The sequence below is a fragment of the Mycobacterium innocens genome (assembly GCF_900566055.1).
In the GTDB taxonomy this organism is placed as follows: domain Bacteria; phylum Actinomycetota; class Actinomycetes; order Mycobacteriales; family Mycobacteriaceae; genus Mycobacterium; species Mycobacterium innocens.
In genome coordinates this window covers 1-24,855 of record NZ_UPHQ01000016.1, presented here as the reverse complement: position 1 = coordinate 24,855, position 24,855 = coordinate 1, and the positions used below count along the sequence as shown (strand labels likewise).

Here is a 24,855-nt window from a genome sequence, read left to right as displayed (position 1 = left end):
AGTGTGCGCTTGGGGCGCCGAGTGTGAACTGAGGGTTGAACCCAAGGCGCTCCGGCTCGCCACCAGCACACACTCGACGCCACCGAAGCACGCTCAAACGCCACCGAAGCACACTCAAATACGCCCCCCGCTCAGCCCCATACGTCATGCGTTGCCTGACGCTCGTGGGATAGCCTGGCACCCAGTCTCGCGGCGTTTCCGCAAGCTACGGCGATAAGGAATTCGATGGCACCGCCTCCTAGCATGCTCACCCGCGAAGACTCCGGTTACCACAAAACCCTCAACAATCGGCAGCTGCAGATGATCGCGCTCGGCGGCGCCATCGGGACCGGACTTTTTCTCGGCGCCGGCGGCCGGCTCGCGTCGGCAGGACCGGGGTTGTTCCTGGTCTACGGGGTCTGCGGGATCTTCGTCTTCCTGATCCTGCGCGCGCTGGGCGAACTGGTGCTGCACCGCCCGTCGTCCGGATCGTTCGTGTCCTATGCCCGCGAATTCTTCGGCGAGAAAGCGGCTTACGTGGCCGGTTGGATGTACTTCCTGAACTGGGCCATGACCGGGATAGTCGACACCACGGCGATCGCACATTACTTCCATTACTGGGCGGCGTTTCACGTGATTCCGCAATGGGCGCTCGCGTTGAGCGCGCTGCTGGTGGTGTTGTCGATGAATCTGATCTCGGTGCGCCTCTTCGGGGAATTGGAATTTTGGGCCGCCTTGGTCAAGGTGCTGGCGCTGGTGGTGTTCCTTGTCGTCGGCACGGTTTTCCTGGCCGGACGTTTCAAAGTCGACGGTCAGCAGACCGGGGTATCGCTGTGGAGCAGCCACGGCGGACTGCTGCCGGCCGGGCTGCTGCCGCTGGTGCTCGTCACCTCCGGGGTGGTGTTCGCCTACGCCGCCGTCGAACTGGTCGGGATCGCGGCCGGGGAAGCGGCCGAGCCGGAAAAGATCATGCCGCGGGCGATCAACTCGGTGGTGTTCCGCATCGCGGTGTTCTACATCGGCTCGACCATCCTGCTGGCGCTACTGCTGCCCTACACCGCCTACCGGGAACACGTCAGCCCGTTCGTCACCTTCTTTTCCAAGATCGGTTTTGCCGGGGGCGGCAGCCTGATGAACCTCGTGGTGCTCACCGCCGCACTCTCGAGCCTGAACGCCGGCCTGTATTCCACGGGACGGATCCTGCGATCGATGGCCATCAACGGCAGCGGCCCGAAATTCACCGCACCGATGTCGAAGAACGGCGTGCCGTATGGCGGAATCCTGCTCACCGCCGGAATTGGCCTGTTCGGCATCGTCCTCAACGCCATCAAACCGAGCCAGGCCTTCGAGATCGTGCTGCATATCGCCGCAACCGGAGTCGTCGTGGCCTGGGCGACCATCGTGGCGTGCCAATTGCGATTTCACCGTTTGACGACCGCAGGGACGTTGCAGCGCCCGCATTTCCGGATGCCACTATCCCCCTACAGCGGCTGGCTCACCCTGGTTTTCCTGGCGGCCGTCCTGATCCTCATGCTGTTCAACCAGACATACGGACGCTGGATGCTCGCCGCGATGCTGCTGGGCATCCCCGCCCTCATCGGCGGCTGGTATCTGGTGCGCCACCGTGTTGTGGCTGCCGTCCAGCACACCGCAGAAACGACCCAGCACACCCAATAGCGCATCACAGCGGTTCGTCGATGTCGACGCCGCTGGCCAGGTCGCCGCAGTCGACGACCTCGACCGTCCGCGCCCCCCGCAGATAAGCGCCCGCCCCCTGGTCCCCCGAGATCGCGGCCAGCACTGCCGGCCAATGCCCGCGGGCGATAACCACCGGATGTCCGGGCCGTTCGCCGAAGTACGCCCGCGCCAGACCACTGCGGGACGCCAACGCACGGTCGACCACTCGCGCCACCACCGAGGCGTCGACATCGGGTGTATCGATGACGTGTAAGACGGCGTAGTCCGCGTTCATGCGATCGGCCTGCGCAAGGCCGGCGCGCACCGACGCGCTCAGGCCCTGTTGCCAATCCGCAGCGGTGACCGCGGTAACGCCGGGCGGGACCGCCACCTGGGCAGCGCCCAGAATCACGACTACTTCGGTGCAACCCCCGCCGGTCAGCGCATCCAGCGCGGCCTCGAGCCAACCTTCCACGAGGACCTTCGGACGTCCATACCGCCGCCCGGCGCCTGCGGCTAAGAGGAGTCCGATGACTATCGACTCCGATAATGCCACTCTCATATGATGACATTGGGCTTCTCAAAAGGCGACAACCAGATGGAGCGCCATGACTCAGGACCTGCAACCGACCAGCGCTAGCCCGGCGCCCCGCTACGCCGGCACCCGCGTGCAGCGCGTCGAAGACAGCCGGCTGCTGACCGGGCACGGCAGCTTCGTCGACGACATCTCGCGGCCCGGCATGCTGCACGCCTGCTTCGTGCGCAGCCCGTTCGCGCGGGCCCGAATCAACAGCATCGACGCCTCGGCGGCGCTGGCACTGCCCGGCGTCCACGCGGTGTTCACCGCCGCCGACCTCAATCCGGATGTCCGGGAGGCCTGGCACGCCGTCGCGGGTAAGGACGTCCCGGACACGCCGCGGCCACCGCTGGCCGAAGGCGCAGCGAAGTTCGTCGGCGACCCGGTTGCCTTGGTCGTCGCCGAGAACCGCTACCTGGCAGAGGACGCACTCGAACTGGTCGACGTCGACTACGAGCCATTGCCGGCAGTCGTCGACTTCAGGCGGGCGCAGGCCGCCGATGTGCTGGTGCACGACAGCTACCCGAACAACGTGGCCGGCGGGATGGGCGGGGCGCCGCCGGATGAAAGCATTTTCGCCACTTCGCCTTACGTCGTGGAAGAGCACCTATACCAGCAGATCTACCTGCCCGTGCCGATCGAGACTCGCGGCCTGGTGGTCGAGTGGGCAGCGGCTTCCGCAGAACTGACAGTCTGGGCGTCGACCCAGACTCCGCACGAACTGCGCGCGTTCTGTGCCCGCCTGTTAGGCATTGCGGCACAACGGGTTCGGGTGATCGCGCGGGACACCGGCGGCGGCTTCGGCCAGAAGGTCGTCCCGATGCGCGAAGACATGTGCATCATGCTGGCCGCCCGGAAGGTGCCCGCGGCGCTGAAGTGGATCGAGGACAGGCGCGAGAACCTGATGTCGGCCGGGCAGGCGCGTCACGTCGACGGCACCGCGCGCATGGCGTTCGACGACGAGGGCAACATCGCGGCCGCGGACATTGACTTCGTCCAGGACATCGGGGCTTATCCGACGCCTTACCCGGTGTTGACCACGGCCGCCATCGGCATGTTCTTTCCGGGGCCGTACCGGGTGCCCAGGGCCAGCTTCAACTACCAGACGGTCTTCTCCAATACCGCCGGGTTGGCGGCCTACCGCGGTCCATGGCAGTTCGAAAGCCTCGCGCGCGAAATGCTTCTCGACATCGCCGCGCGCAAGATGAACATCGATCCCGTCGAACTGCGCCGGCGCAATCTGCTGCGCCGTGACGAGATGCCGTATTTCAACCCCAACGGCATGCCCTACGACCACGTCGCTCCGATCGAGACGTTCGAACAGGCCGTGAAAATCGTTGACCACGAGGGTTTCCGCAAAGAACAGGCCGAGGCCTTGACGCACGGGCGCTACCTGGGCCTCGGCTTCTCGGCCTACATCGAGCCGACCGGCGCGGCGACCGGCCACCTGGCCACCGAAGGCGCCAACATCCGGATGGAGCCGACGGGCAAGATCACCGTCTACGTCAACGGCGGTTCGAGCGGAAACAGTTTGGAAACCACGGTCATTCAGCTGACCGCCGACGTGCTGGGGGCGGATTTCGACGACGTGGGCACCATCCAGGGCGACACCGCGACCACGCCGTACGGGGCCGGGACCCAGGGCAGCCGTAGCGGGCCGATGACCGCCGGGGCCGTCACCGAGGCGGGGACCATGCTGCGCGAAAAGATCGTCAAGCTGGCCGCACATCGCCTGAAGGTGGCCGAATCCGAAGTGGAACTGGCTCATTCGCGCGCCGCCGTACGCGGCGACCCGGCAACCCAGGTGTCCTTCGGCGAGCTGGCCTACCTGGCCCACTACTCACCGCAGCAGTTGCCGCCAGGAATGTCGCCCATTTTGGAGGCGACCGCTCGGTTCAATTCGCCCAACCCGATTCACTGGGCCAACGCGACCCATGCCTGCACCTGCGAAGTCGACACCGCGACCGGCAAAGTCACGCTGCTGCGCTACATCGTCAGCGAAGACGTCGGGCCGATGATCAATCCGGCGATCGTGGAAGGACAGATCGCCGGCGGAACGGTACAGGGCATCGGCGGCGCGCTGCTGGAAAACCTCGTCTACGACGACGACGGCAACCCGCTGGCCACGACATTCGTCGACTATCTGCTGCCGACCGCCACCGAGGTGCCGCTGATCGAATACGGCCACGTCGAAATCCCGGGCCCGGGTCCGGGCGGATACAAGGGCGTCGGCGAAGGCGGGGCAATCGGATCGGTGCCGGCAGTGATCAACGCGATCAACGATGCCCTGGCGCCGCTGGGCGTGGCCATTACCCGGCTGCCGGCCAGTCCGGCGTCGATCGTCTCGCTACTGGAAGAGGCGTCGCGGTGAAGCCCGCAGCATTCGACTACCACCGCCCCGACACCGTCGAAGCGGCCGTGGGCCAGCTGGCCGAACTCGGCGAAGACGCGAAAATCCTTGCCGGAGGCCAAAGTCTGGTGCCGATGTTGTCGATGCGGCTGGCCTACTTCGACCATCTGATCGACATATCCCGGCTGCCCGAGCTGCACGGTATCGAGGCCCGCGGCGACCACCTGTGGATCGGAGCGGGAACCACCGAGGCCGTAGTTGGCGCCGATGCGCAAGTGCGCCAAGCTGTTCCGTTGCTGAACTTGGCGACGCCGTTCGTCGGGCACTTCCAGATCCGCAACCGCGGCACCCTGGGCGGATCGATCGCACATGCCGATGCCGCCGGTGAATACCCGGCGGTGGCGCTGGCCCTGGACGCGGTGATGGAGGTGCTTTCGCCGCGAGGGCGACGCGAGATCGCTGCCGCGGACTTCTTTGCCGGCCTGTGGGAAACCACGATGGAGCCCGACGAGGTGCTCACCGGCGTCCGGTTTCCGGTGTGGAATGGCCGATCCGGCTTTGCGGTACGCGAATTTGCGCGCCGGCATGGCGATTTCGCGATCGCCGGGGCAGTCGTCGGGGTCCGGCTCGACGACCATGACCGGGTGTCGCGCTGCGCGATCGGGTTGTTGGGACTGGGCGCCACGCCCAAGCGTGCGACGGCGTCCGAAACCGCGGTCACCGGCTGGCCGGTGCGCGAGGTGATACCCGAGGAGATCGGCCGGGCGGCCATGTCGGAACTCGACGACATTCCGTCGGACCTGCAAGGGTCGGCGTCGTACCGCAGCCGGGTGGGTGCCGCCATGACGGCGCGCGCCTGGACCCAAGCAGCCCAGCAAGCAAGCGTCGGAGCCAGTTATGCATGAGCGTTCAGTCCAGTTCTCGGTCAACGGAAATTCCGTCGCCGCCAGCGTTGAACCGCGGATGACGTTGGCGGACTTCCTGCGTGACAAGTGCGGGCTCACGGGCACTCATCTCGGGTGTGAACACGGTGCGTGTGGCGCGTGCACGGTGTTGCTGGACGGCGCTGCCGTCCGCTCGTGCCTGCTGTTCGCGGTTCAGGCCGACGGCATGGAGGTGACGACGGTGGAGGGCGTCGCCTCCCCCGTCGGCGAGCTTTCGCCGGTGCAGGCGGCGCTGCGGGAGTGCCATGGACTGCAATGCGGCTTTTGCACGCCGGGTTTCGTCATGTCGATTACCGCACTGCTGAACGACAATCCCCAGCCCTCCGACGACCAGATACGCCAAGCCCTGTCCGGAAACTTCTGCCGATGCACCGGCTACCAGGGCATCGTCGCGGCCGCGCGCCGGGCCGCAGAAGTAGTGGGCCACACCGAAGCCGAAGGCGCGTCACTGCGGTAACTTGCGTCACCTGCTGCGTAATCTGAGCTTTGGTCTTTGAGAATCTCGGGAGTAGCGCGTGCGGTTATTGCAGATCGGGGCGGCCCTGCTGGCGGCGGGTGCGCTCGGCGCCGGATGCGATTCCACTATTGACGGCAGGCCGATCGCCGGACCGGGCGCTGGGCCAATCGAGCCGTCGTTCCCGACGTCGCGGCCCAGTACCTCGCCACCGAGCGGCACGGCGCCGCTGCCGCCGACAACGCCGGCGAGCCCGACTACGCCGGCCGGTGCCATTCCGTTGCCGCCCGACCAGAACGGTTACGTCTTCATCGAGACCAAATCCGGCCAGACCCGCTGCCAGATCAACAAAGACAGCGTCGGCTGCGAGGCGCCGTTCACCAATTCCCCGATCAAAGACGGCGAGCACGCCAACGGCGTGCACATCACCGCCGCCGGCACCGTGCAGTGGGTCCTCGGCAATCTCGGCGCCATCCCGACCGTCACCATCGACTACAAGACCTACGACGCGCAGGGCTGGACCATCACCTCCACCACCGAGGGCACCCGCTTCCAGAACAACGGCACCGGGCATGGCATGTTCGTCAGCATCGACCGGGTCAGCACCTTCTGAGCCGGGAAGCACCCCGGCGTAAGTACCATCGGTTTTGTGGCACGCTACGGACCACCCGAAGACTTCCACAACCAGCCGACCCAGTATGGCGGCTTCGGAGCACGGGGATACCCACCGGCCGGCCGGCCTCCGCCAAACCAGCCGTACCAGCAAGCCCCGCCCCCGCAGGCCCAGCCCGGACCGCCGTCTGATCAATTCCCGCCGCCCGACCAATTCGACCCCCCCGAGCAATCCAACCTCGACGAAGAACCCCAACCGTGGTACCGCAAGCCGGCGACGCTGATCGGCTGGGCGCTGCTATGCCTGATCCTGATCGCGCTGATCATCTACGGCATTACCCAGCTGATGGGTGATCAGCAGGGCACCAACCCGACCCCGACCACGACGACGGCACCCACGACCACCACCACGACAGTGGAGTCGACCACGACCACAACGACTCCATCGCCGACGACGACAGCGGAGGTTCCGCCGGCCACCACGCCGCAAGGCCAGCCGCCGGCTCAGCAGCCGACCCACGCCCCGACGCGGCACTTCCCGCATCTGCCACCGTTACCCTCGGTGATCACCATCCCGGGAATGCCGTCGCCGATCACCCTGCCGCCGAACCTGCCGTAAGGCTGCTGATCGGTAACGGTCCGCGTGGCTGCCGTATGCCCGAGGCCGTCGCGGGCTAGCATCTGCGGCCGTGGCAAGGTACGACCCGCCCGATTACGGCGCCGACGACCCGACGGTCTATGGCAACTACGGATACGGCGACGGCCCGGGCGGATACGGGCAACAGCCCCAACCTGCGCCCAGCACCCCGGGATGGCGCAAACCGCTGGCATTGGTCGGCTGGGGCGTACTGATCGCGGCCCTCATCGCGCTGATCGTGTACGGCATCATCCAGCTCGCGCACGGACGCCCCACCCCCGCGTCGGTCACCACCACCGTCACCACCACGACTACGCCGCCGACGACGACCACCACCACCACCACCACGGCGCCGACCACGACCACCCGGACCACGACGACGACGACCACCACCACCACGACCACCACCACGTCGCCGACGACGACTACGACCACCACCACGGCACCGACGACAACGACGACGGAGACGACGGGGGCCAACCCGTCGCCCGGGGCGTTGCCAACTCTGCCGCCGCAGATCGCGCTGCCGATACCGACCGTGATCAACGTGCCGCCAGGCCGCTGAGCCGATCCCGGCGCTTCGACGGCGGCTATCGTGGGGAACGGCCGTCGGCCACCGATCGCCGGCAACGCAATGGACCACAGGGGGTGCGAGATGAGCGTTTCGCTCGGGTTGTCCATCGGGGTGGCCAACCTGGTCGCGGCCCGGACGGATGGCACCCCGGTGCGACGGGCATCGGTGTTACGGCTGTTCGAGCATCGGGCAGCCGAAGTGGGCCTGCCAGAAGAGAACCCGGACTTGGCCGAGCCGGGACTGGTGCTGCGCGGTTTCGTCGAGCGGGTCGGCGACCCGGCTCCGCTGGTGGCGGCCGACGGGACCAGGCATCAGGGCGAGGCCCTCACGGTGGAAGCACTCAACGCCATGGCACGAACCGTCGGCTACGGCGCCCCGATCACTATCGCGGCTCCGGCCTACTGGTCCGAAGGCCAGTTCGCCGCGCTGCGCGCAGCGCTGCTCAGCCAGCCCGCTTTGGCGCCCGACGGCGTGCCGGCGACGGTGATCTCCGATGCCACGGCCTCGCTGGCGGCGCTGCACGCCAGGCCCGGATGCCCGACGAGTGGCGTCGTCGCGCTGTGCGACTTCGGCGCCGGGGGCACGAGCGTAACCTTGGCCGACGCCGGTTCCAATCTCCGCCAGCTGGGCCCGACGTTTCGGTACCGCGAGTTCTCCGGCGACGAAATCGACCAGCTCGTCCTGGGCCACCTGCTCAGAGTGGCCCCCGATGTCGACAGCACCGAAGTGTCGGGCACCGCCACCCGAATGGGGTCGGTGACGCGTCTGCTCGGCGGATGCCGCTCCGCCAAGGAGCAACTGTCGGCGACGACGACCGCCACCATTGCCACCGGCGCCGGTGAGGCGGTTCGGCTGTCGCGCAACGAGTTTGAGCAACTGATCGCCGACCCGCTGGACCGTTTCGTCGGCTTTGTCGAAGAGATATTGCAGCGCAACGGGTTTCGGGCCACCCTGGCCGCCGTGGCTACCGCCGGCGGCGGCGCCGCGATCCCGCTGGTCACCGCCCGCCTGTCGGAACGCTTGCAGGTGCCCGTCTTCACCACACCGCAACCGGCGTCCAGCGCCGCGATCGGCGCGGGCCTACTTGGCCAGGCACTGTCGTCAGCGGGTGCCCCGACCGGTGCCGGACCCGCCGTCGACGCAGCTACTCATATCGTCGGCGCGGTCGTGCCCACCGAGGCAGCGCCGACGGCGTGGGTCAACCCGCCCGCCACCGAACCGGCCAACGTCCCGCTGGCCTGGTCCGAAGACGCCAACACCGGCAACGAACCGGTCCCCTACACCGGCCGCGATGCCACTGGTGAATACGGTCGCGCCGCAACGGCTTTCGACCAGCAGCGTGACCAGCCGCCGGCTACCGAAGCCGAACCTCTGCCGTGGTACAAGCGCGCTGCCGTGGTCTTCAGCCTGGCCGCAGCAGGGTTGGCGATATTGGTCGCGGTGGTGTTGGGGCTGACACTGGGCCCGAGCAAAAGCAAGCCGGTCAACACCACATCGCCGGTGCCCCCGCCGACACCGCAGACGGTGACGGTGGTCGGGCCGAACAACAGCCCCACGGTGACGGTGATAACACCAAGCACCACAACGCCACCGCCACCGCCGGCCACCACGACAACCGCGCCGCCGACCACCACCACGACCACGACGTCGCCGCCTACTACCACTACCACCACCACCACGACTGCTCCACCGACCACCACAACAACCCAGCCGACCACCACCAAGCCGACGACCACCACCGCGCCGCCGACCACTACCGCGCCGCCGACGACCACTCAACAGCCACCGCCAACGACAGCCGCGCCCGTCACGCCGACCACAGCGGCACCGGGGGCCTAACCTAACGGGTCAGCGCCGTGCGGCGAATCCGGCCACCATCGCTTCCGCACTGCGCACCGCCGCGCGACAGACCCTGGTGGTGAATGGATCGTTGAGCGGATGTTCGGCTCGGCGACGCCAGCGCTGCACCGCGGCCAACGCGGCACGTGGACCGTCATGGTAGTTCTCCGGACTCAGGCCCAGCCGGGCTGCGGGACTGGTCCCCGAGCCACCGATGATGCGGCGCAGCGACGAGAGTTCATCCTCGTTCAATGTCGTTGTCCGCGAAGGTAATAGGCTCAGCACCCGGAGTTCCTCGAAGGCGTGGGTGTCGGCCAACAGCGGGTCGATGTCGGCGATCACGTACGGCGTCGCCATGACCGGGTGCAGCTGCACGAACCGGCGCAACGACACCAGCGCGGTATGCGCCTTGAGCATGTCGGCGCGTTGCGCGAACTGCTGATCGATCACCTTGCGGAGCTCTACCAGTCCGCTGCGTTCCAGCAATTCGGCCGCCAGTCCTGAAGAATCGGTGATACCGGCCGCCAGCAGGGCAATCGAAATGCGGATACCGAACATGCCGAACCGCTCGAGCAACTGCGCGCGGGTGCCCGCATCCACCGGTAACGGACTGTCCGGCCGGACGAAACGATCCACGCTCAGCAGCGCTTTGTTGAGTTCGGCGCTGTCGGCTCCGGCCAGCTTCTTCAAGGCGGAAAACTCGGCCTGGCGCAACGTGCGCGCGGTCAGCGCAAGCAGCCCGGATACCGGCACCACCGCCTGACAGACGCCCGTCCGACTCAGCTCATCGGTGAACCGCGTGGCCACATCCTTGGCCGAGACCATGGCATCGATGCGCCCCGCACCTATTTCGTCGGCCCGCGACGCCACACCGATGATGCCCAGCGCTCCCGCCGAGCCCCCGACGAGCCCGCCAATCTGCTTGAGCAAGGCGATGTCTGCGGCGTTGAGAGTGCGTAACAGGAACACCACCGCATCCACCCGCGGCACCCCGTCGGCGGGTACCAGGAGCCGTACGGTGCGCTCGGAGGTATCACGCGCCAGCGACGACGTTCCGGGGGTGTCGATGATGGTGGCGCCGGCCAGTTCTTCTGCGGGCCACTCGACGTCCAGGTCGACGATGTCGGCTGGATTGAGCCGGCTCAAGTCGAAACTCAGACCACCCCGATGCGTGATCGGCACATTCGTGCGCCGTCCGCCGCGGTGGTTGGCGGTCACCCTCGGAGCCGGACCGTGCCGGAACCAGGTCACGATCCGGGTTGCCTCGGTGGCATCGGTCGGGGCGATGTCGTCGCCGACAAGTGCGTTGACCAGAGTGGATTTGCCCGCCTTGAGCGTGCCGGCCAGGGCGATCCGGATCGGTTCGCCCAGCCGCGCCCTGATGCGCTCGAGCTCGTAGAAGACGTCTGCCCGCTGCCGGTAGGCCGGCTCACCCCGGTAGGCCTCGATGGTTCCGCCCAGAATCGCGCGGACCCGATCGGTTGTGCTCACTCTCGTCCCAGCGGCGTCAGCATGGCTTCAACTTGCGCAGGTTGTCGGTCACCTGGTTCAGGATGTCGAGCTGTCGTTCGAGTTCGCGAATCCTGTTGTCGCGCTGGGCTTCTTCCAGATGCGCCGCGGTGACGGTGGCTTGCAGCGATTCGTTCAACGATCGGGTGAGCTCGTTGGCGATCTCGCGGTAGTGGTCGCGTAACGTGCGCTGGATCATCTTTAGCCGGTCACGCGACTCCTTGCCGACCACGAATGAGACGTCGTCGACGAAGCGGCGCACATTGGTCTTGGCCTCGGCGCGGGCCCGCAGCAGCCGGTTCTCCTTGTCCTCCTTGTAGGCCATGCGGCCGAGTATCAGCCCGGCCCCCACCGACACGGGGTTGAACAGACCGAGTCCGGCCACCGAGGACAACATCCCGATCATCACCACGCCGCCGTAGGAACCCCGCAATCCGGAGACCATTTTCTGAGCCTTGCCGGCCGGCTTGGATTCCAGCCGGGCCAGCGCCTTGAGCTGGTCGAAATCGGCGCCCATGGCGCGCTTGCTCAGCTCCGGGGACATCACCGAATCCAGCCCCGCGTCGGCGAACGAGCGGGCGACGTCGTCAGCCAATGCCTCGGCGCGATGATATGCCCAGACGAAGTTGTCCCCGACGGCGGTGGCAATCGCATTTTCCACGTCGGCGCCGATCTCGGCCCAATGCAGCGTCGGGTCACACGAATCGATTTGTCGCTCAGCATCTTCGGTGACCGCGCGGAAGCGCGCCCGCAAATCGTGGTCCACGTCGGTGCTCAGGTCGGTGAAACCGTCATTGAGCACCTGCTGCCACAACGCGGTCTGCTGCAGTGCATCCTGGGCTTCGCGCTTGCGCCGCTCCAAGTCGGAAGCCAGCCGGTCCCGGACCGCCGGGTCGTTGATGACCGACAGTTCCGAACCGACGGATATCGCTAATTGCTCTGCTGCCGAATGCATTTCACGTAGAACTTCGGCACGGACCCGGTCGGTCTCACGGGACAGCACCTTCTCGCTGAGGAACTTCACGATCGCCGGGAAGTTGGATTCTTCGTTGAGTTCCTTGTCGTTCAGCGTGACGGCATGGCTACGCAACAATGACGAAACGGGGATGATCGGCATGGGCACACGTGCGCGCTGCAGGTGCGCGGCATTGGTGTTGACGATCTCGCGCCAATGCGGGTACAGGTCGGTTTTGGTGGCCACCACCGCCCCGACCGGACACACCTGGTGGGCCTTGCGGAGAAACCACATCTCCGGTTCGGTGAATTCCTGGCTGGCATCGCTGACCATCAGCAGCGCGTCGGCGTCGGGCAGCAGCCCCAGTGTTGCCGATAGATGCGGCTGCCCGTGGCCGCCCACGCCGGGGGTGTCGATGAACGTCAGCCCGCCCTGAAGCAGCGGACTCGGCGCGCCGATCTCCACTCGAAGTACGGCGCGGCCGTGTGCCTGCGGAGCCCGACGCAGATCGGTGGTGATGTCGTCGACCGGGATGTCAACGGCCGTCGTCTCGCCATTGGGCCCCGCGGCCAAGACGATGCGGGCCCACGGCTGAGCGCTATAGCTGACGACGGTGATCACGACGGTGGCCTCGTCGTCTCCCACCCGCGCGACCGGCAGATTGAGCAACGCATTGAGCAGTTGACTCTTCCCCTGTTTGAGCTGACCGGCGATCACCACCCGGATCTGCGGGTCGGTGATCCGCGCGCGGGCGCGCCTCAACCGTCGCACCAAATCACCGCGTTCGTTGAGTTCTGCGACCGCGATGGTGTGATCGATCAGCTCGACGATCACACCGACCCGACGCGGGTCATCGGGTTGAGTCACCGCACTGCCCCACTTTCTCGATCGCCTGCAATTACGGTAGGCGCACGAACCGGCGGGGACCACGAAGGTCCCCGCCGGTTTTGCCGCGCCGGTTCCGCCGAATCAGAACCCGTGCGGACCGATCGGCCCGGGCGACGGCGGCTCAGTGTGCATCGGCGGCGTGTATGGCACCGGCGGCTCATCGCCGAACACCGAGGGACTCGGCGGCTCGCGCTGGACCGGCGGCTCGACCGACACATGCTCCTGCGGCGTTATCACGGGCGCGTACTCAACCGGAGGAGTGTGCGCCGGCGCAGGCGTCGGCGTCGGCGCGTACGGCGCCGGTGCGCTGATCACCGGAAGTTGCGCGCCACCGAGTCCGACAGTGCCCTGGCTGGGGACGACGGGACCACCAGCCGGCGGCGGCGTCACGTGGCCGTCAGCCCCGGCACCCGCGCCTCCCTGGATGACGGGGCCGTAGACCGTCGGGACGGTCGGGCCATGCTCGGCCGGCGTGCTACCAGCGCTGACGCCGCCGCCGAGTGCGGCGCCTTCGTTGCCGAGGATGTCACCATGGGCCCCGCCGGCGGTGGTTCCGCCTAGCCCGGCTTGACCACCGAGGCTGGTATCGCCGCCGACGCTGGCAGCGGTGCCGCCGAGCCCGGCAGCAGTGGCGCCCCCCGCCCCGGTCGCCGTGCCGCCGAGCCCCGCAGCTGTGCCGCCGCCCGCGCCCGTCGCCGTGCCACCGAGTCCGGCAGCTGTGCCGCCGCCCGCGCCCGTCGCCGTGCCACCGAGTCCGGCAGCTATGCCGCCGCCCGCGCCGACCTGGGTGCTTTCGCTACTCACGATGTCGCTGCGGCCGACCGCTCCAATGCCCAGGCCGGCACCGCTGGTAACGCCCGTTTGACCGCCCACGCCGACGCCACCCAGCGGACCTGAAATATGCGGGGTAGCCGCGCCGTTCAGGGCAGCGCCTTCGCTGGCAATCAACCCAGCCTGGCCGCTCGCGCCCAGCGATGCGTTGCCGCCAATACCGGTCAGGCCGCTGACGTTGGTTACGCCGGCGAGCCCACCACCGGCTGAGGCCGCTGCCCCACCGCTCAACGCCGCCTGTCCGCCCAGGCCGAGACCGGCCTGGCTTGCGATACCTGCCGAACTGGCGATACCGGCCTGGCTTGCGATACCCGCCTGGCCCGCGATACCCGCCTGGCTCGCGATACCCACCTGGCTCGCGATACCCGCCTGGCCCGCGATACCAGCCTGACTGGCGACCGCCGCCTGACCACCGATACCAGCCTGGCTCGCGATACCCGCCTGACCAGCGATACCAGCCTGGCCCGCGATACCAGCCTGACTGGCGACCGCCGCCTGACCAGCGATACCGCCACCGGCAATTACAGCCGCCTGGCCTCCAATGCCCGCCGCTCCGCCAACAGCGCCGCCGGCCTGGCCGCCAATGGCACCTTGGCCGCCGACACCGACCATGCCTACAAGGCCGGCATTGGCCTGACCACCAACGCCGATTTGGCCACCGGCACCAATCGCGCCACCAGCCTGACCACCTAGGCCGCCGCTGACGCCGCCGCCAGTCGCACCACCAGCCTGACCACCCAGACCGGCACCAATCACGCCACCCGCCTGACCACCAAGGTCGGCACCGATCGCGCCGCCAGCCTGACCACCAAGGCCGCCGCTGATGCCACCACCAACACCAGCACCAATCACCCCGCCAGCCTGACCACCAACACCGGCACCAATCACGCCGCCAGCCTGACCACCAACACCGGCACCAATCACGCCACCAGCCTGACCACCAACACCAGCACCAATCACGCCACCAGCCTGACCACCAACACCAGCACCAATCACGCCACCAGCCTGACCACCGAGGCCAAACCCGGCATCACCACCGAAGACGGCATCACCACCGATGCCGCCGCCAAGGCCCCACCCCAGTCCGGCACCAGCCTGACCACCAACGGCGGCCTGGCCTCCAAGACCAAAGCCCGCACCGGTCTGCAGTCCCAGACCCGTCTGAGCACCCAGACCTAGGCCGGCTCCAACTTGAGCACCCATTCCGGTCTCAAAACCAGCAGAAAAACCTAGACCAGCCTGGGCGCCCAAGCCCGTCTGCGCGCCAAGCCCAAGGCCTAACCCAGCACCAACCTGGGCAGCGATCGCGCCCTGGACTCCAGCACCGAAGCCCAGACCCACCTCACTGCCAAAGCCTCCGGTCGGGGCGGCAAACACGACACCGGGAACGAATCCGCTCGCACCCGTCTGCCAACCCAGCCCGCTCTGGCTCCAGAGCCCGGCACCCAAACCACTGGTCAGCCCAGCGGCCAAACCGGCGCCCACGTCGGTCGCGATGACGTTCGCTGCGGAGGCGCCGACCTCACCCGCGAACAGGCCCTCACCGCCAGCGGTGGCGCCCGCGTCGCTCATGACGGCTCCGGCATCCTGCGCGACAATCGCGGACGACAGGTCGCCCCCGTCAGACGCCAGCGCAAAGCCGTGCTGATTGGCCACCGCCTGCTGTAAACCTCCGATCGGGTCACCGGCACCAAGATCGAGGAAAGGCAGCGCGCTGGCCGCGGCCGACGAGAACTCCGCGGGCGACACATTGATCAAACCGGCGTTGGTCATGGCCTGCCCGGGAGCGGCGACGAACGACCTTGCCGCATCTTCACTGCGGAACAGGCTCAGGATGTAGTCGACCAGCGAGGTCATGTTCATGTCCCTTCAATTCAATTTGTGGAGTTGTTCGCCGAGAAGGCCGGCGCTCTGCCATCAACGGTATGGAGTCAGCATCCCGCCGAAATCGGGGTCAGATCCCCCGGTCAGTCGGGTACCCATCGGGATCAGCCAGGCCACCCCATTAGGGGGTTAGGGGAAATCGACACACCCCTACGCGACACCGAAAACAGCCCCTATCAACCGCATTTCTGGACGTCAAAAGCCGCCGGTCAAGCCTTCACCGCGCGGTAAGTCAGATCAGTAACTAATTGAATGTCACCCGTGGATACCGAACCCGTGGTGATCGGGGTCGACGGTGTGCGGGTGAATAATCGGGTGGTCCCAGATCGCCGGGTCGTCCGCCGCGAAGCCGCCGTGATCGAACGTCGAATCGGGCAGGTCAGCACCGGTGAGCAGTACCGACGGCTCATGCGGTTCGATCCCGGCTGGATGGGGATCGGTGGGTATTTCGCCGGACCCCGGCAAGACCGGTTCGTTGATCACATGGCTTGCCGGGCTGTGCTGTTGGAACGCCGCCGCCGTGGTGTGCGGTGAGAACGCATCGAGGGCAGCCGCCGCCGCACCGCTTGCCCAGACGTTGCCATGGTCGGCGATTTGCGTCCCGGCAGCAGCTCCAGCCGAACCGGCCATTGACAGCGAATCCGACACCACTGGGATCAGATTGTTGACGTCGGTGCTGGTCACATTCGTAAGGTGCGCATCAGCGATCGCCTCAGCAGGGTTGGCCGCATAGCGCGCGGCCGCCTCCGGATCGCGTACCAGCGAGATGACGAAGTCGAGCAACGAGTTTGCCATCTCGCCTCCACATCGCACATCTCTCGTGCTGGTCTCGCGTTAGCACGATGCTATCGGTTGACCGCGCTTCTGTGTTCGGTGTGAAACCCGCGGACCCCGCGATCCCATTAGGGGGTGTCGCATTAGGGGAATACCGGGGTTATGGGGAAGGGCGGGCTAAGGTGAAACCGCTGCCGACAAACCAGTGAAAACCAGTGAAAACCAGTGACCAGTGAAGAAGCCGAGGATGCGAAATGAGCCACCGGCTGGACCCGCGCAATACGGCGACGCATCCGTGATCCCATGCCCCACCGATGTCCCGCCCGCTGCACGCGGTGTCCTCGATGACTTGGCCAATGCCGCCAAGACCCCCGTCAAAGCCCTGGTCTGTGGTGGCATCGGAACCGGCAAGACATCCCTGCTGGCCGCGGCTCGCGAGGCGCTGCGCCGCGCCGGGTTGACGGTCCTGACCCGCCCTCCACGAGACGGTGATCCGTCCAACGCAGTGTTCGTCGTCGACGACGCCCACCTACTGACCGACGCCGAACTCGTTCGGCTGACCGAGCAGGCCTGCGGGCCTCACGCCACGGTCGTGGTAGCCACCGAAGACCACCAGCAGGACCCGCCGCTATGTGCCCTGACGGCGGCCATCGAACGGGAGCGGCCTCGAATATCGCTGGGTCCGCTGCCGGTCGCCGAGCACCTGCGTGATTACACGGCCGGGCTGCCGTTCCTGATCCATGCGGTGTCCGACGGGTCACATCCGCCGGCACAGGCCAGCAAGTTCGCGCTCGTCAAGCGGTTGCGCCGACTCGACGAATTCACACTGGACGCGCTGCTGCTCATGTCGCTGAGTCCATGGTTAGAGGTCACCGATATCGCTGCAGCGCTTGGGGTTTCGACAGCAGACGCCCGCCTGCTAGTCGATCGTGCGTACGCCAGCGGACTCGTCATACCCTCGCATTCCCCCGCCTTCCTGCAGGCAGTGCATGACGCCGTCGCCCTGATCATCGGCAACGCGCACCACCATCAGATCGAAACATCACTGCTACGTACGCAATTCGACATTTCGCCGATATCGCGAGATCTCGCGTTACAACTCGCCGAACATGGGTTGCATGACGACCGGCTGGCTGCCATCCTCAGCCGATATGCCGTGGCCGAAGCCGACTCGGCCCGCAGCGCACGGCTGTACCGGGCGGCGGTCAATGCGGGTGCCGCCGGACTGACCTCCCGGCTGGCCGATGCGCTTGCCCTCACCGCCGATTGCACAGCAGCGGCAGCACTGGCCGACGATCTTCTCAGCTCACCCGACTCCGCCGAGCGCGCCGCGGCGGTGCGGATTGCGGCCAGCGTCGCCACCCATGACGGCAACACAACTCAGGCGGCCGAATTGTTCGGCTGGCTGGGCCCACACCCTGACGCGGTGGTCGGTTCAGCCGCGGCGATCGTGCTTGCGGCCGCAGGCGACCTGACGGCTGCTCGTGATGCATTGCGTCTCAGGGACTCTGGCCCGCCGACGATGGCTGCGCGAGCTTCGCGCGGCCTCGCCGAGGGGCTACTGCTGACCATGGATCAGCCCTATCCGGTCGCGATGGCAAAACTGGGCCAGTCCCTTGCGGCCCAACAATCGGTGACCGAAGCCATGCCGGACAGCCCGGCCGCGCTGGTTGCCTTGGCCGCAATACACGGCGGCGACCCGGTCCGCGCCCGCAGTGTGATCGGGCGGGCGGTGCGCGCCGGTGGCGACGCAGTGTTCCGGAGCCGGCACCTACTGCTGTCCGCGTGGATCAAGATGCAAGATGGCCAGCTGCCGTCGGCCGCCGCGGATGTCGCCGCAGCCGGCACGCAGCTTCACCGGCGTGACGCGTTGTGGGCCGCGGCACTACATATTGCGATCGCGCGCCGCAGTGGCGATACCGGTGTGCTGCACAAGCAGTGGTCCACCGCCATGGAAGTGCTCGCCGAATATTCGATCGATTTGTTCGCGCTGTTGCCGCTTGCCGAATTGTGGGTGGCCGCCACCCGAATACGCCAGGCGGACCAACTGGAATACCCCGTGAATGAGGCGTTCGCCCTTCTGGATTCGCTGGGCAGCCCGCCGTTGTGGTCCAATTCACTGCATTGGGCCGGCGTGCACGCCGGAATACTTGCCGGCTCACCAGAATCGGTCGCACCGCACGGGCAGGCCCTCGCTGCGGCGGCGGCCCACAGCGGCCTCGCGCAGATCCTGTCCGGTGCCGGCCGGACCTGGCTACGAGTGCTGGCCGATCAGGTCGACGCCGACGAGGTCACCGTGGCGGCACGGTCGCTGTCCCGCGTTGGTCTGACCTCGGACGCGACCAGGCTGGCCGGGCAGGCCGCCCTGCAAGCCTCGGATGCCAAGGTTTCGGGGGCGATGCTGCAACTGGCCCGCGACCTCAAGCTGGGCACGGGTTCTGAGGAGGTCATCGACCTGGAGCCGGCTGCAGGCGCGTCGGCTGCACCGCGCCAGCCGCCGGCGGGCACTCCGCTGTCCGATCGGGAATGCGAAGTCGCCGAGTTGCTGCTGCTGGGGATGCCGTACCGCGACATCGGCAGCCGGTTGTTCATTTCGGCCAAGACTGTCGAACATCACGTCGCACGCATCCGTCGACGGCTCGGCGCCGAGTCCCGCTCGGAAATGTTGTCGATGCTGCGCGCGATGTTGACCCCACCGGCCTGAGCCGCAGATGAGACGCAGCGCCGACGGCGAAGTTAGGACAGCCTTTCTCGCGTCGAACACGGCAAAGATGACAGTATGGGCAGGTTGAGCAGGCAATAGAGCACGCCAGAGTGACCCAAAATGACTAGGCATTGGAGAGACTTTCGGTGACCACGCAGACGCTCATCAGACTGGTAGTCGGCCTGGGCATGACCGCAATAGTGGGTGCATTCGCGCTGCGGCGGGTCTGGTGGCTGTACAAGCTGATCATGTCCGGGCAACGGGCCAGCGACCGTACCGACAACCTCGGGACCCGGATCTGGACCGAGATCGCCGAGGTGTTCGGCCAGCGACGGCTGCTGAAGTGGTCGATCCCGGGCCTGGCGCACTTCTTCACCATGTGGGGCTTCTTCATCCTGCTGACGGTCTATATCGAGGCCTACGGGTTGCTATTCCAGCCCGACTTCCACATTCCGGTCATCGGCCGGTGGGACGCGCTGGGCTTTCTGCAGGACTTCTTCGCGACCGCGGTGTTCCTCGGGATCGTCACCTTCGCGATCATCCGGTTGCGGACCGAGCCCAAGGAGTACGGCCGCGGCTCACGGTTCTACGGCTCACACACCGGCGGCGCATGGCTGATCCTGTTCATGATCTTCAACGTCATCTGGACCTATGTGCTGGTGCGCGGGTCGGCGGTGAACAACGGCACCCTGCCCTACGGCAAGGGGGCATTCTTATCTCAGTTGTTCGGCGCGATCCTGCGTCCGCTGGGCCACACCGGTAACGAGGTCTTGGAGACGGTGGCCCTGCTGCTGCACATCGGCGTCATGCTGGCCTTCCTGATCATCGTGCTGCACTCCAAGCACCTGCACATCTTCCTGGCCCCCATCAACGTCGTGTTCAAGCGCCTGCCCGACGGGCTGGGCCCACTGCTGCCGATCGAGGCCGACGGCAAGCCGATCGACTTCGAAAACCCGCCCGACGACGCCGAATTCGGCCGTGGCAAGATCGAAGACTTCACCTGGAAGGGCATGCTCGATTTCGCCACCTGCACCGAATGTGGACGCTGCCAGTCGCAATGCCCGGCGTGGAACACCGGCAAGCCGCTCTCCCCGAAGCTCGTCATCATGGACCTGCGCGACCACTGGATGGCCAAGGCGCCCTACCTCCTGGGGGAGAAGGAACCCGGCGAAAAAGTGGCCGAGGGTGGCTACGTCGAATCCGGTCGCGGCGAACACCACCACGTTCCCGAATCCGGATTCGGCCGGGTGCCCGGCTCCGGGCCCGAGCAGGCGAACCGACCCCTGGTCGGCACCGCGGAACAGGGCGGCGTCATCGATCCCGACGTGTTGTGGTCGTGCGTGACCTGCGGCGCCTGCGTCGAGCAGTGCCCGGTGGACATCGAGCACGTCGACCACATCGTTGATATGCGCCGCTACCAGGTGATGATGGAGTCGGAGTTCCCATCCGAACTGTCGGTCCTGTTCAAAAACCTTGAGAACAAAGGGAATCCGTGGGGGCAGAACGCCTCGGACCGCACCAACTGGATCGACGAGGTCGACTTCGACGTCCCGGTTTACGGCGAGGATGTCGACAGCTTCGACGGCTTCGAGTACCTATTCTGGGTGGGCTGCGCGGGCGCCTACGACGACAAAGCCAAGAAGACCACCAAAGCCGTCGCCGAACTGCTGGCCACCGCCGGGGTGAAGTTCCTGGTACTGGGTGCCGGGGAGACCTGTAACGGCGACTCCGCACGCCGCTCGGGCAACGAATTCTTGTTCCAGCAATTGGCCGCCCAAGCCGTCGAGACCCTGGACGGTCTGTTCGAGGGCGTGGAGACCGTCGACCGCAAGATCGTTGTCACCTGCCCGCACTGCTTCAACACCATCGGTAAGGAATACCGGCAGTTGGGCAGCAACTACACCGTGTTGCACCACACTCAGCTGCTCAACCGGCTGGTACGCGACAACAAATTGGTGCCCGTGACACCCGTTTCTCAAGACATCACCTACCACGACCCGTGCTATTTGGGCCGGCACAACAAGGTGTACGAGGCACCGCGTGAGTTGATCGGCTTCGCGGGCGCCAACCTCACCGAGATGCCGCGCCATGCCGAGCGCAGCTTCTGCTGCGGGGCGGGCGGCGCGCGGATGTGGATGGAAGAGCACATCGGCAAACGGATCAACCACGAACGCGTCGACGAGGCGCTGGCCACCAACGCCGCCACTATCGCCACCGGCTGCCCGTTCTGCCGGGTGATGGTGACCGACGGGGTCAACGACCGGCAGGAAGAAGCCGGCCGCAGCGGCGTCGAGGTGCTCGACGTGGCCCAGGTGTTGCTCGGGTCGCTCGACCGCGACGCGGTGAAGCTGCCGGAGAAAGGCACCGCCGCCAAAGAGGCCGAGAGGCGGGCCGCTACGACGAAGAAGGCAGAGAAGGCAGAGAAGGCAGAGCCGGCAGAGAAGGCAGAGCCGAAAGCCGCCGCGCCGACCGCTGCAGCGCAGGCTCCGGCTGAGGCTTCCACCGAGGCACCGGCTGGGACACCGACCGCCGCCCCCGCCGCGCCAGTCAAGGGGCTGGGCATCGCAGGCGGAGCCAAGCGACCAGGCGCCAAGAAAGCAGCTCCAGCTGAAGCAGCGGGCAAAGCACCCACAAAGGGGCTCGGTCTGGCCGCCGGCGCCAAGCGACCCGGCGCCAAGAAGGCAGCCCCTGCCGCTGGCGTCGAAAAAGAAACCGCCACGGAGCCGGAAGCGGCACCGGCCGCCCCGGCCAAGGGGCTCGGCATCGCCGCCGGCGCCAAGCGGCCCGGCGCCAACAAGGCAGCCCCCGCCCCTGGCGCCGAAGCGACCGCCCCGGCCGAGGAGCCCAGCACGACACCGGCAGCCGAAACACCGCCCGCGGCGCCCGTGAAAGGTCTGGGTATCGCCGCCGGCGCCAAGCGGCCGGGAGCGAAGAAGGCCACCGCAGCAACGGCTCCGGCACCGGCAGCCCCGGCCGAACAGCAACCCGAGGCAAAGCCGGAACCGGGGCCGACCGCGCCGGCCGATGCTGACGCGGCTCCCCCGGCGGCACCCGTCAAGGGGCTGGGCATCGCACCCGGCACCCGTCCACCGGGGAAGCGCTGACCACGATTTGACACCTGTCAGCAAATTTCGCTGGACAGCGATGAGACCATGGTTGACGTGACTACTCACCAGCTGCCCTGGCACGCCTCCGCACATCACCGGCAGCGCACCTTCGCGCAGTCGTCCAAGCTGCAGGACGTCCTGTACGAAATCCGCGGCCCGGTACACCAACACGCCGCCCGGCTGGAAGCCGAGGGTCACCGCATCCTCAAGCTCAACATCGGTAACCCGGCGCCGTTCGGTTTCGAGGCGCCCGACGTGATCATGCGCGACATGATCCAAGCGCTGCCCTACGCCCAGGGATACTCCGACTCTCAGGGCATTTTGTCGGCCCGCCGTGCGGTGGTCACCCGCTACGAGCTGGTCGAGGGCTTCCCGCGATTCGACGTCGACGACGTCTATTTGGGCAACGGGGTATCCGAGCTGATCACCATGACGTTGCAAGCCCTGCTGGACAACGGCGATCAGGTGTTGATCCCGTCACCGGACTACCCTCTGTGGACGGCATCCACTTCGCTGGCCGGCGGCACGCCCGTGCACTACCTCTGCGACGAGACCCAGAGCTGGCAGCCCGACATCGCCGACCTGGAATCCAAGATCACCGACCGCACCAAGGCCTTGGTCGTGATCAACCCGAACAACCCCACCGGTGCGGTCTACAGCCGCGAAATCCTCACCCAGATGGTCGATTTGGCGCGCAAGCATCAACTGCTGCTGCTCGCCGACGAGATCTACGACAAGATCCTCTACGACGACGTCAAACACATCAGCGTGGCCTCGCTCGCCCCCGACATGTTGTGCCTGACCTTCAACGGCCTGTCCAAGGCATACCGGGTCGCCGGATACCGGGCCGGCTGGCTGGCGATCACCGGGCCCAAAGACCACGCCAGCAGCTTCATCGAGGGCATCAGCCTGCTGGCCAACATGCGGTTGTGCCCAAATGTCCCGGCGCAGCACGGAATTCAGGTCGCTCTCGGCGGACACCAGAGCATCGAGGACCTAGTGCTTCCCGGCGGCCGGCTGCTCGAGCAGCGCGACGTCGCCTGGACCAAGCTCAACGAGATTCCTGGGGTCTCGTGCGTCAAGCCGGCCGGAGCGCTGTACGCGTTTCCCCGGCTGGACCCCGAGGTCTACGACATCGCCGACGACGAAGAACTCGTCTTGGACCTTTTGCTGTCCGAGAAGATTCTGGTCACCCAGGGCACCGGATTCAATTGGCCGGCACCCGATCACCTGCGCCTGGTGACATTGCCGTGGTCCCGCGACCTTGCCGCCGCGATCGAGCGGCTGGGTAACTTCCTGGTCAGCTATCGCCAGTAGCTACGCGAAACTCTTTGCCGGGCAGAGCAATCGACTTGGAGACGGTGCACCTGCTCGCCTCGGCAGAACCGCAAACGTGGTCGAAATTTGCGAAAGCCGACCGCGGCGTGGCCGGTTGGCATACGCTGCTGGGGCTAGTCAGTCGATGGTGGCCGCGCGATCCCGCGGTGGGGCCGCTATCGGCCACGACCACCGGGAGGGTTACGTGTCGTTTCTCATCGTGGCGACGGAGGCGTTGGAGGCAGCGGCCTCGGATGTTGCCGGGATCGGGTCGGTGCTCGGTGAGGCCGGCGCGGCCGCAGCGGCTCCGACTACCGCGGTGCTCGCTGCCGGTGCTGACGAGGTGTCGGCGGCCATTGCGACGTTATTTAGCGCGCATGGCCAGGCCTACCAGGCACTCAGCGCACAAGCGGCGGCCTTTCATAACCAGTTCGTGCAGGCACTCAACGTCAATGCGGGCTCGTACGCGGCCGCGGAAGCAACGAACGCGGCACAAAGTATCCTTCTAGACCCGGTGAACGGAATCAGCCAGGCGCTGACCGGGCGCCCGCTGATCGGCAACGGCGCCAACGGGGCGCCGGGAACCGGGCAAAGCGGCGGCGCCGGCGGCTGGTTGATCGGTGACGGCGGTAACGGCGGATCCGGCCAATCCGGAGTGTCCGGCGGACAGGGCGGCAACGGCGGGGCCGCCGGACTGTTCGGCAACGGCGGCCTGGGCGGCGCCGGTGGCACCGGCTCGATCAACAACGGCGGGAACGCCGGCAACGGTGGAACCGGTGGGCTGCTGTACGGCACCGGTGGTGCCGGGGGAGCCGGCGGATTCGGGGCCGCCAACGGCGGAATCGGCGGCAACGGCGGCAGTGCCGGACTGATCGGCAACGGCGGCGTCGGCGGCGTCGGCGGTGTGGGCAGTGCGGGGTTGCAGTTCGGCGGCGGGAACGGCGGCCAGGGCGGAGCCGGTGGCTGGTTCCTCGGCAACGGCGGCGGTGGCGGCGCCGGCGGGCTGGGTGGCGCCGCTGCCGGCGGGTCCGGGGGCAACGGCGGCAACGCCGGGTTGTTCGGCGGCACCGCTGGCGCCGGCGGGGCCGGCGGAAGCTCCTTGGTAAGCATCGGTGGGTCCGGCGGTAACGGTGGCCACGCAGGGTTCTTCGGCTCCGGCGGCAACGGCGGCGCAGGCGGGACGGGGACCGCCGCAGGCGGGTCCGGCGGGTCCGGCGGCGACGGCGGCCGCGGCGGCCTGATC

17 protein-coding genes are annotated in these 24,855 nt (G+C 67.0%); 12 read left to right on the top strand and 5 right to left on the bottom strand.

What is annotated here, in order from left to right; all coding sequences use genetic code 11:
- Positions 1-225 precede the first annotated feature (225 nt).
- Positions 226-1,656: an amino acid permease gene (locus EET03_RS01855; RefSeq protein WP_063469050.1), complete on the top strand. Its 1,431-nt coding sequence runs from the start codon at positions 226-228 to the stop codon at positions 1,654-1,656.
- 4 nt (positions 1,657-1,660) lie between these two features.
- Here the strand turns inward: EET03_RS01855 and EET03_RS01850 are convergent, their stop codons facing one another.
- Positions 1,661-2,218 carry a nucleotidyltransferase family protein gene (locus tag EET03_RS01850; protein ID WP_075541114.1) on the bottom strand — a complete coding sequence of 186 codons (558 nt, stop codon included), beginning with the start codon at positions 2,216-2,218 and terminating at the stop codon, positions 1,661-1,663.
- A 46-nt stretch (positions 2,219-2,264) separates the two neighbouring features.
- Here EET03_RS01850 and EET03_RS01845 point away from each other — a divergent pair, with 46 nt between their 5' ends.
- The 7 genes from EET03_RS01845 to EET03_RS01815 all read left to right on the top strand — a co-directional run bounded on the left by EET03_RS01845 (position 2,265) and on the right by EET03_RS01815 (position 9,643).
- Positions 2,265-4,604: a xanthine dehydrogenase family protein molybdopterin-binding subunit gene (locus EET03_RS01845; protein ID WP_075541113.1), complete on the top strand. Its 2,340-nt coding sequence runs from the start codon at positions 2,265-2,267 to the stop codon at positions 4,602-4,604.
- Complete coding sequence (locus tag EET03_RS01840) at positions 4,601-5,488, top strand: FAD binding domain-containing protein (protein ID WP_063469047.1); 888 nt, start codon at positions 4,601-4,603, stop codon at positions 5,486-5,488. The genes EET03_RS01845 and EET03_RS01840 overlap by 4 nt, the downstream gene beginning before the upstream one ends.
- Positions 5,481-5,984 (top strand): (2Fe-2S)-binding protein, encoded by a 504-nt coding sequence (locus EET03_RS01835; RefSeq protein ID WP_063469046.1) that lies wholly within the window; start codon positions 5,481-5,483, stop codon positions 5,982-5,984. The genes EET03_RS01840 and EET03_RS01835 overlap by 8 nt, the downstream gene beginning before the upstream one ends.
- Before the next feature lie 58 nt (positions 5,985-6,042).
- Positions 6,043-6,594, top strand: a complete 552-nt coding sequence (locus EET03_RS01830; protein ID WP_063469045.1) for a hypothetical protein — start codon at positions 6,043-6,045, stop codon at positions 6,592-6,594.
- 36 nt (positions 6,595-6,630) lie between these two features.
- Complete coding sequence (locus EET03_RS01825) at positions 6,631-7,212, top strand: hypothetical protein (RefSeq protein WP_075541111.1); 582 nt, start codon at positions 6,631-6,633, stop codon at positions 7,210-7,212.
- Between the two features lie 70 nt (positions 7,213-7,282).
- Positions 7,283-7,795, top strand: a complete 513-nt coding sequence (locus EET03_RS32870; RefSeq protein ID WP_244232202.1) for an oligopeptide transporter substrate-binding protein — start codon at positions 7,283-7,285, stop codon at positions 7,793-7,795.
- 90 nt (positions 7,796-7,885) lie between these two features.
- Positions 7,886-9,643, top strand: a complete 1,758-nt coding sequence (locus tag EET03_RS01815; protein ID WP_122508715.1) for an Hsp70 family protein — start codon at positions 7,886-7,888, stop codon at positions 9,641-9,643.
- Between the two features lie 9 nt (positions 9,644-9,652).
- Here EET03_RS01815 and iniC read toward each other — a convergent pair whose 3' ends face one another.
- From iniC to EET03_RS01795, 4 genes are all read right to left on the bottom strand, one after another.
- Positions 9,653-11,134 (bottom strand): isoniazid-induced dynamin-like GTPase IniC, encoded by a 1,482-nt coding sequence (iniC, locus tag EET03_RS01810; RefSeq protein ID WP_063472204.1) that lies wholly within the window; start codon positions 11,132-11,134, stop codon positions 9,653-9,655.
- A gap of 16 nt (positions 11,135-11,150) precedes the next feature.
- Positions 11,151-12,974, bottom strand: a complete 1,824-nt coding sequence (gene iniA / locus EET03_RS01805; protein WP_075541941.1) for an isoniazid-induced dynamin-like GTPase IniA — start codon at positions 12,972-12,974, stop codon at positions 11,151-11,153.
- Between the two features lie 102 nt (positions 12,975-13,076).
- Entirely contained in the window at positions 13,077-15,683 is a 2,607-nt protein-coding gene (locus EET03_RS32245) for an IniB N-terminal domain-containing protein (protein ID WP_208648974.1), read from the bottom strand.
- A gap of 282 nt (positions 15,684-15,965) precedes the next feature.
- A complete protein-coding gene (locus tag EET03_RS01795) occupies positions 15,966-16,505 on the bottom strand; it encodes an Rv0340 family IniB-related protein (protein WP_075541377.1) in 540 nt (179 codons plus the stop codon).
- Between the two features lie 226 nt (positions 16,506-16,731).
- Between EET03_RS01795 and iniR the strand changes: the two genes are divergently transcribed.
- The 4 genes from iniR to EET03_RS01775 all read left to right on the top strand — a co-directional run.
- Positions 16,732-19,188 (top strand): isoniazid response ATPase/transcriptional regulator IniR, encoded by a 2,457-nt coding sequence (gene iniR / locus EET03_RS01790; RefSeq protein ID WP_075541380.1) that lies wholly within the window; start codon positions 16,732-16,734, stop codon positions 19,186-19,188.
- A 146-nt stretch (positions 19,189-19,334) separates the two neighbouring features.
- A complete protein-coding gene (locus tag EET03_RS01785; RefSeq protein ID WP_099193912.1) occupies positions 19,335-22,292 on the top strand; it encodes a (Fe-S)-binding protein in 2,958 nt (985 codons plus the stop codon).
- Between the two features lie 30 nt (positions 22,293-22,322).
- Complete coding sequence (locus tag EET03_RS01780; RefSeq protein ID WP_075541379.1) at positions 22,323-23,612, top strand: pyridoxal phosphate-dependent aminotransferase; 1,290 nt, start codon at positions 22,323-22,325, stop codon at positions 23,610-23,612.
- Between the two features lie 205 nt (positions 23,613-23,817).
- Positions 23,818-24,855 (top strand): PE family protein (locus tag EET03_RS01775; RefSeq protein WP_136625631.1); only part of this gene is annotated, 1,038 nt, incomplete at its 3' end.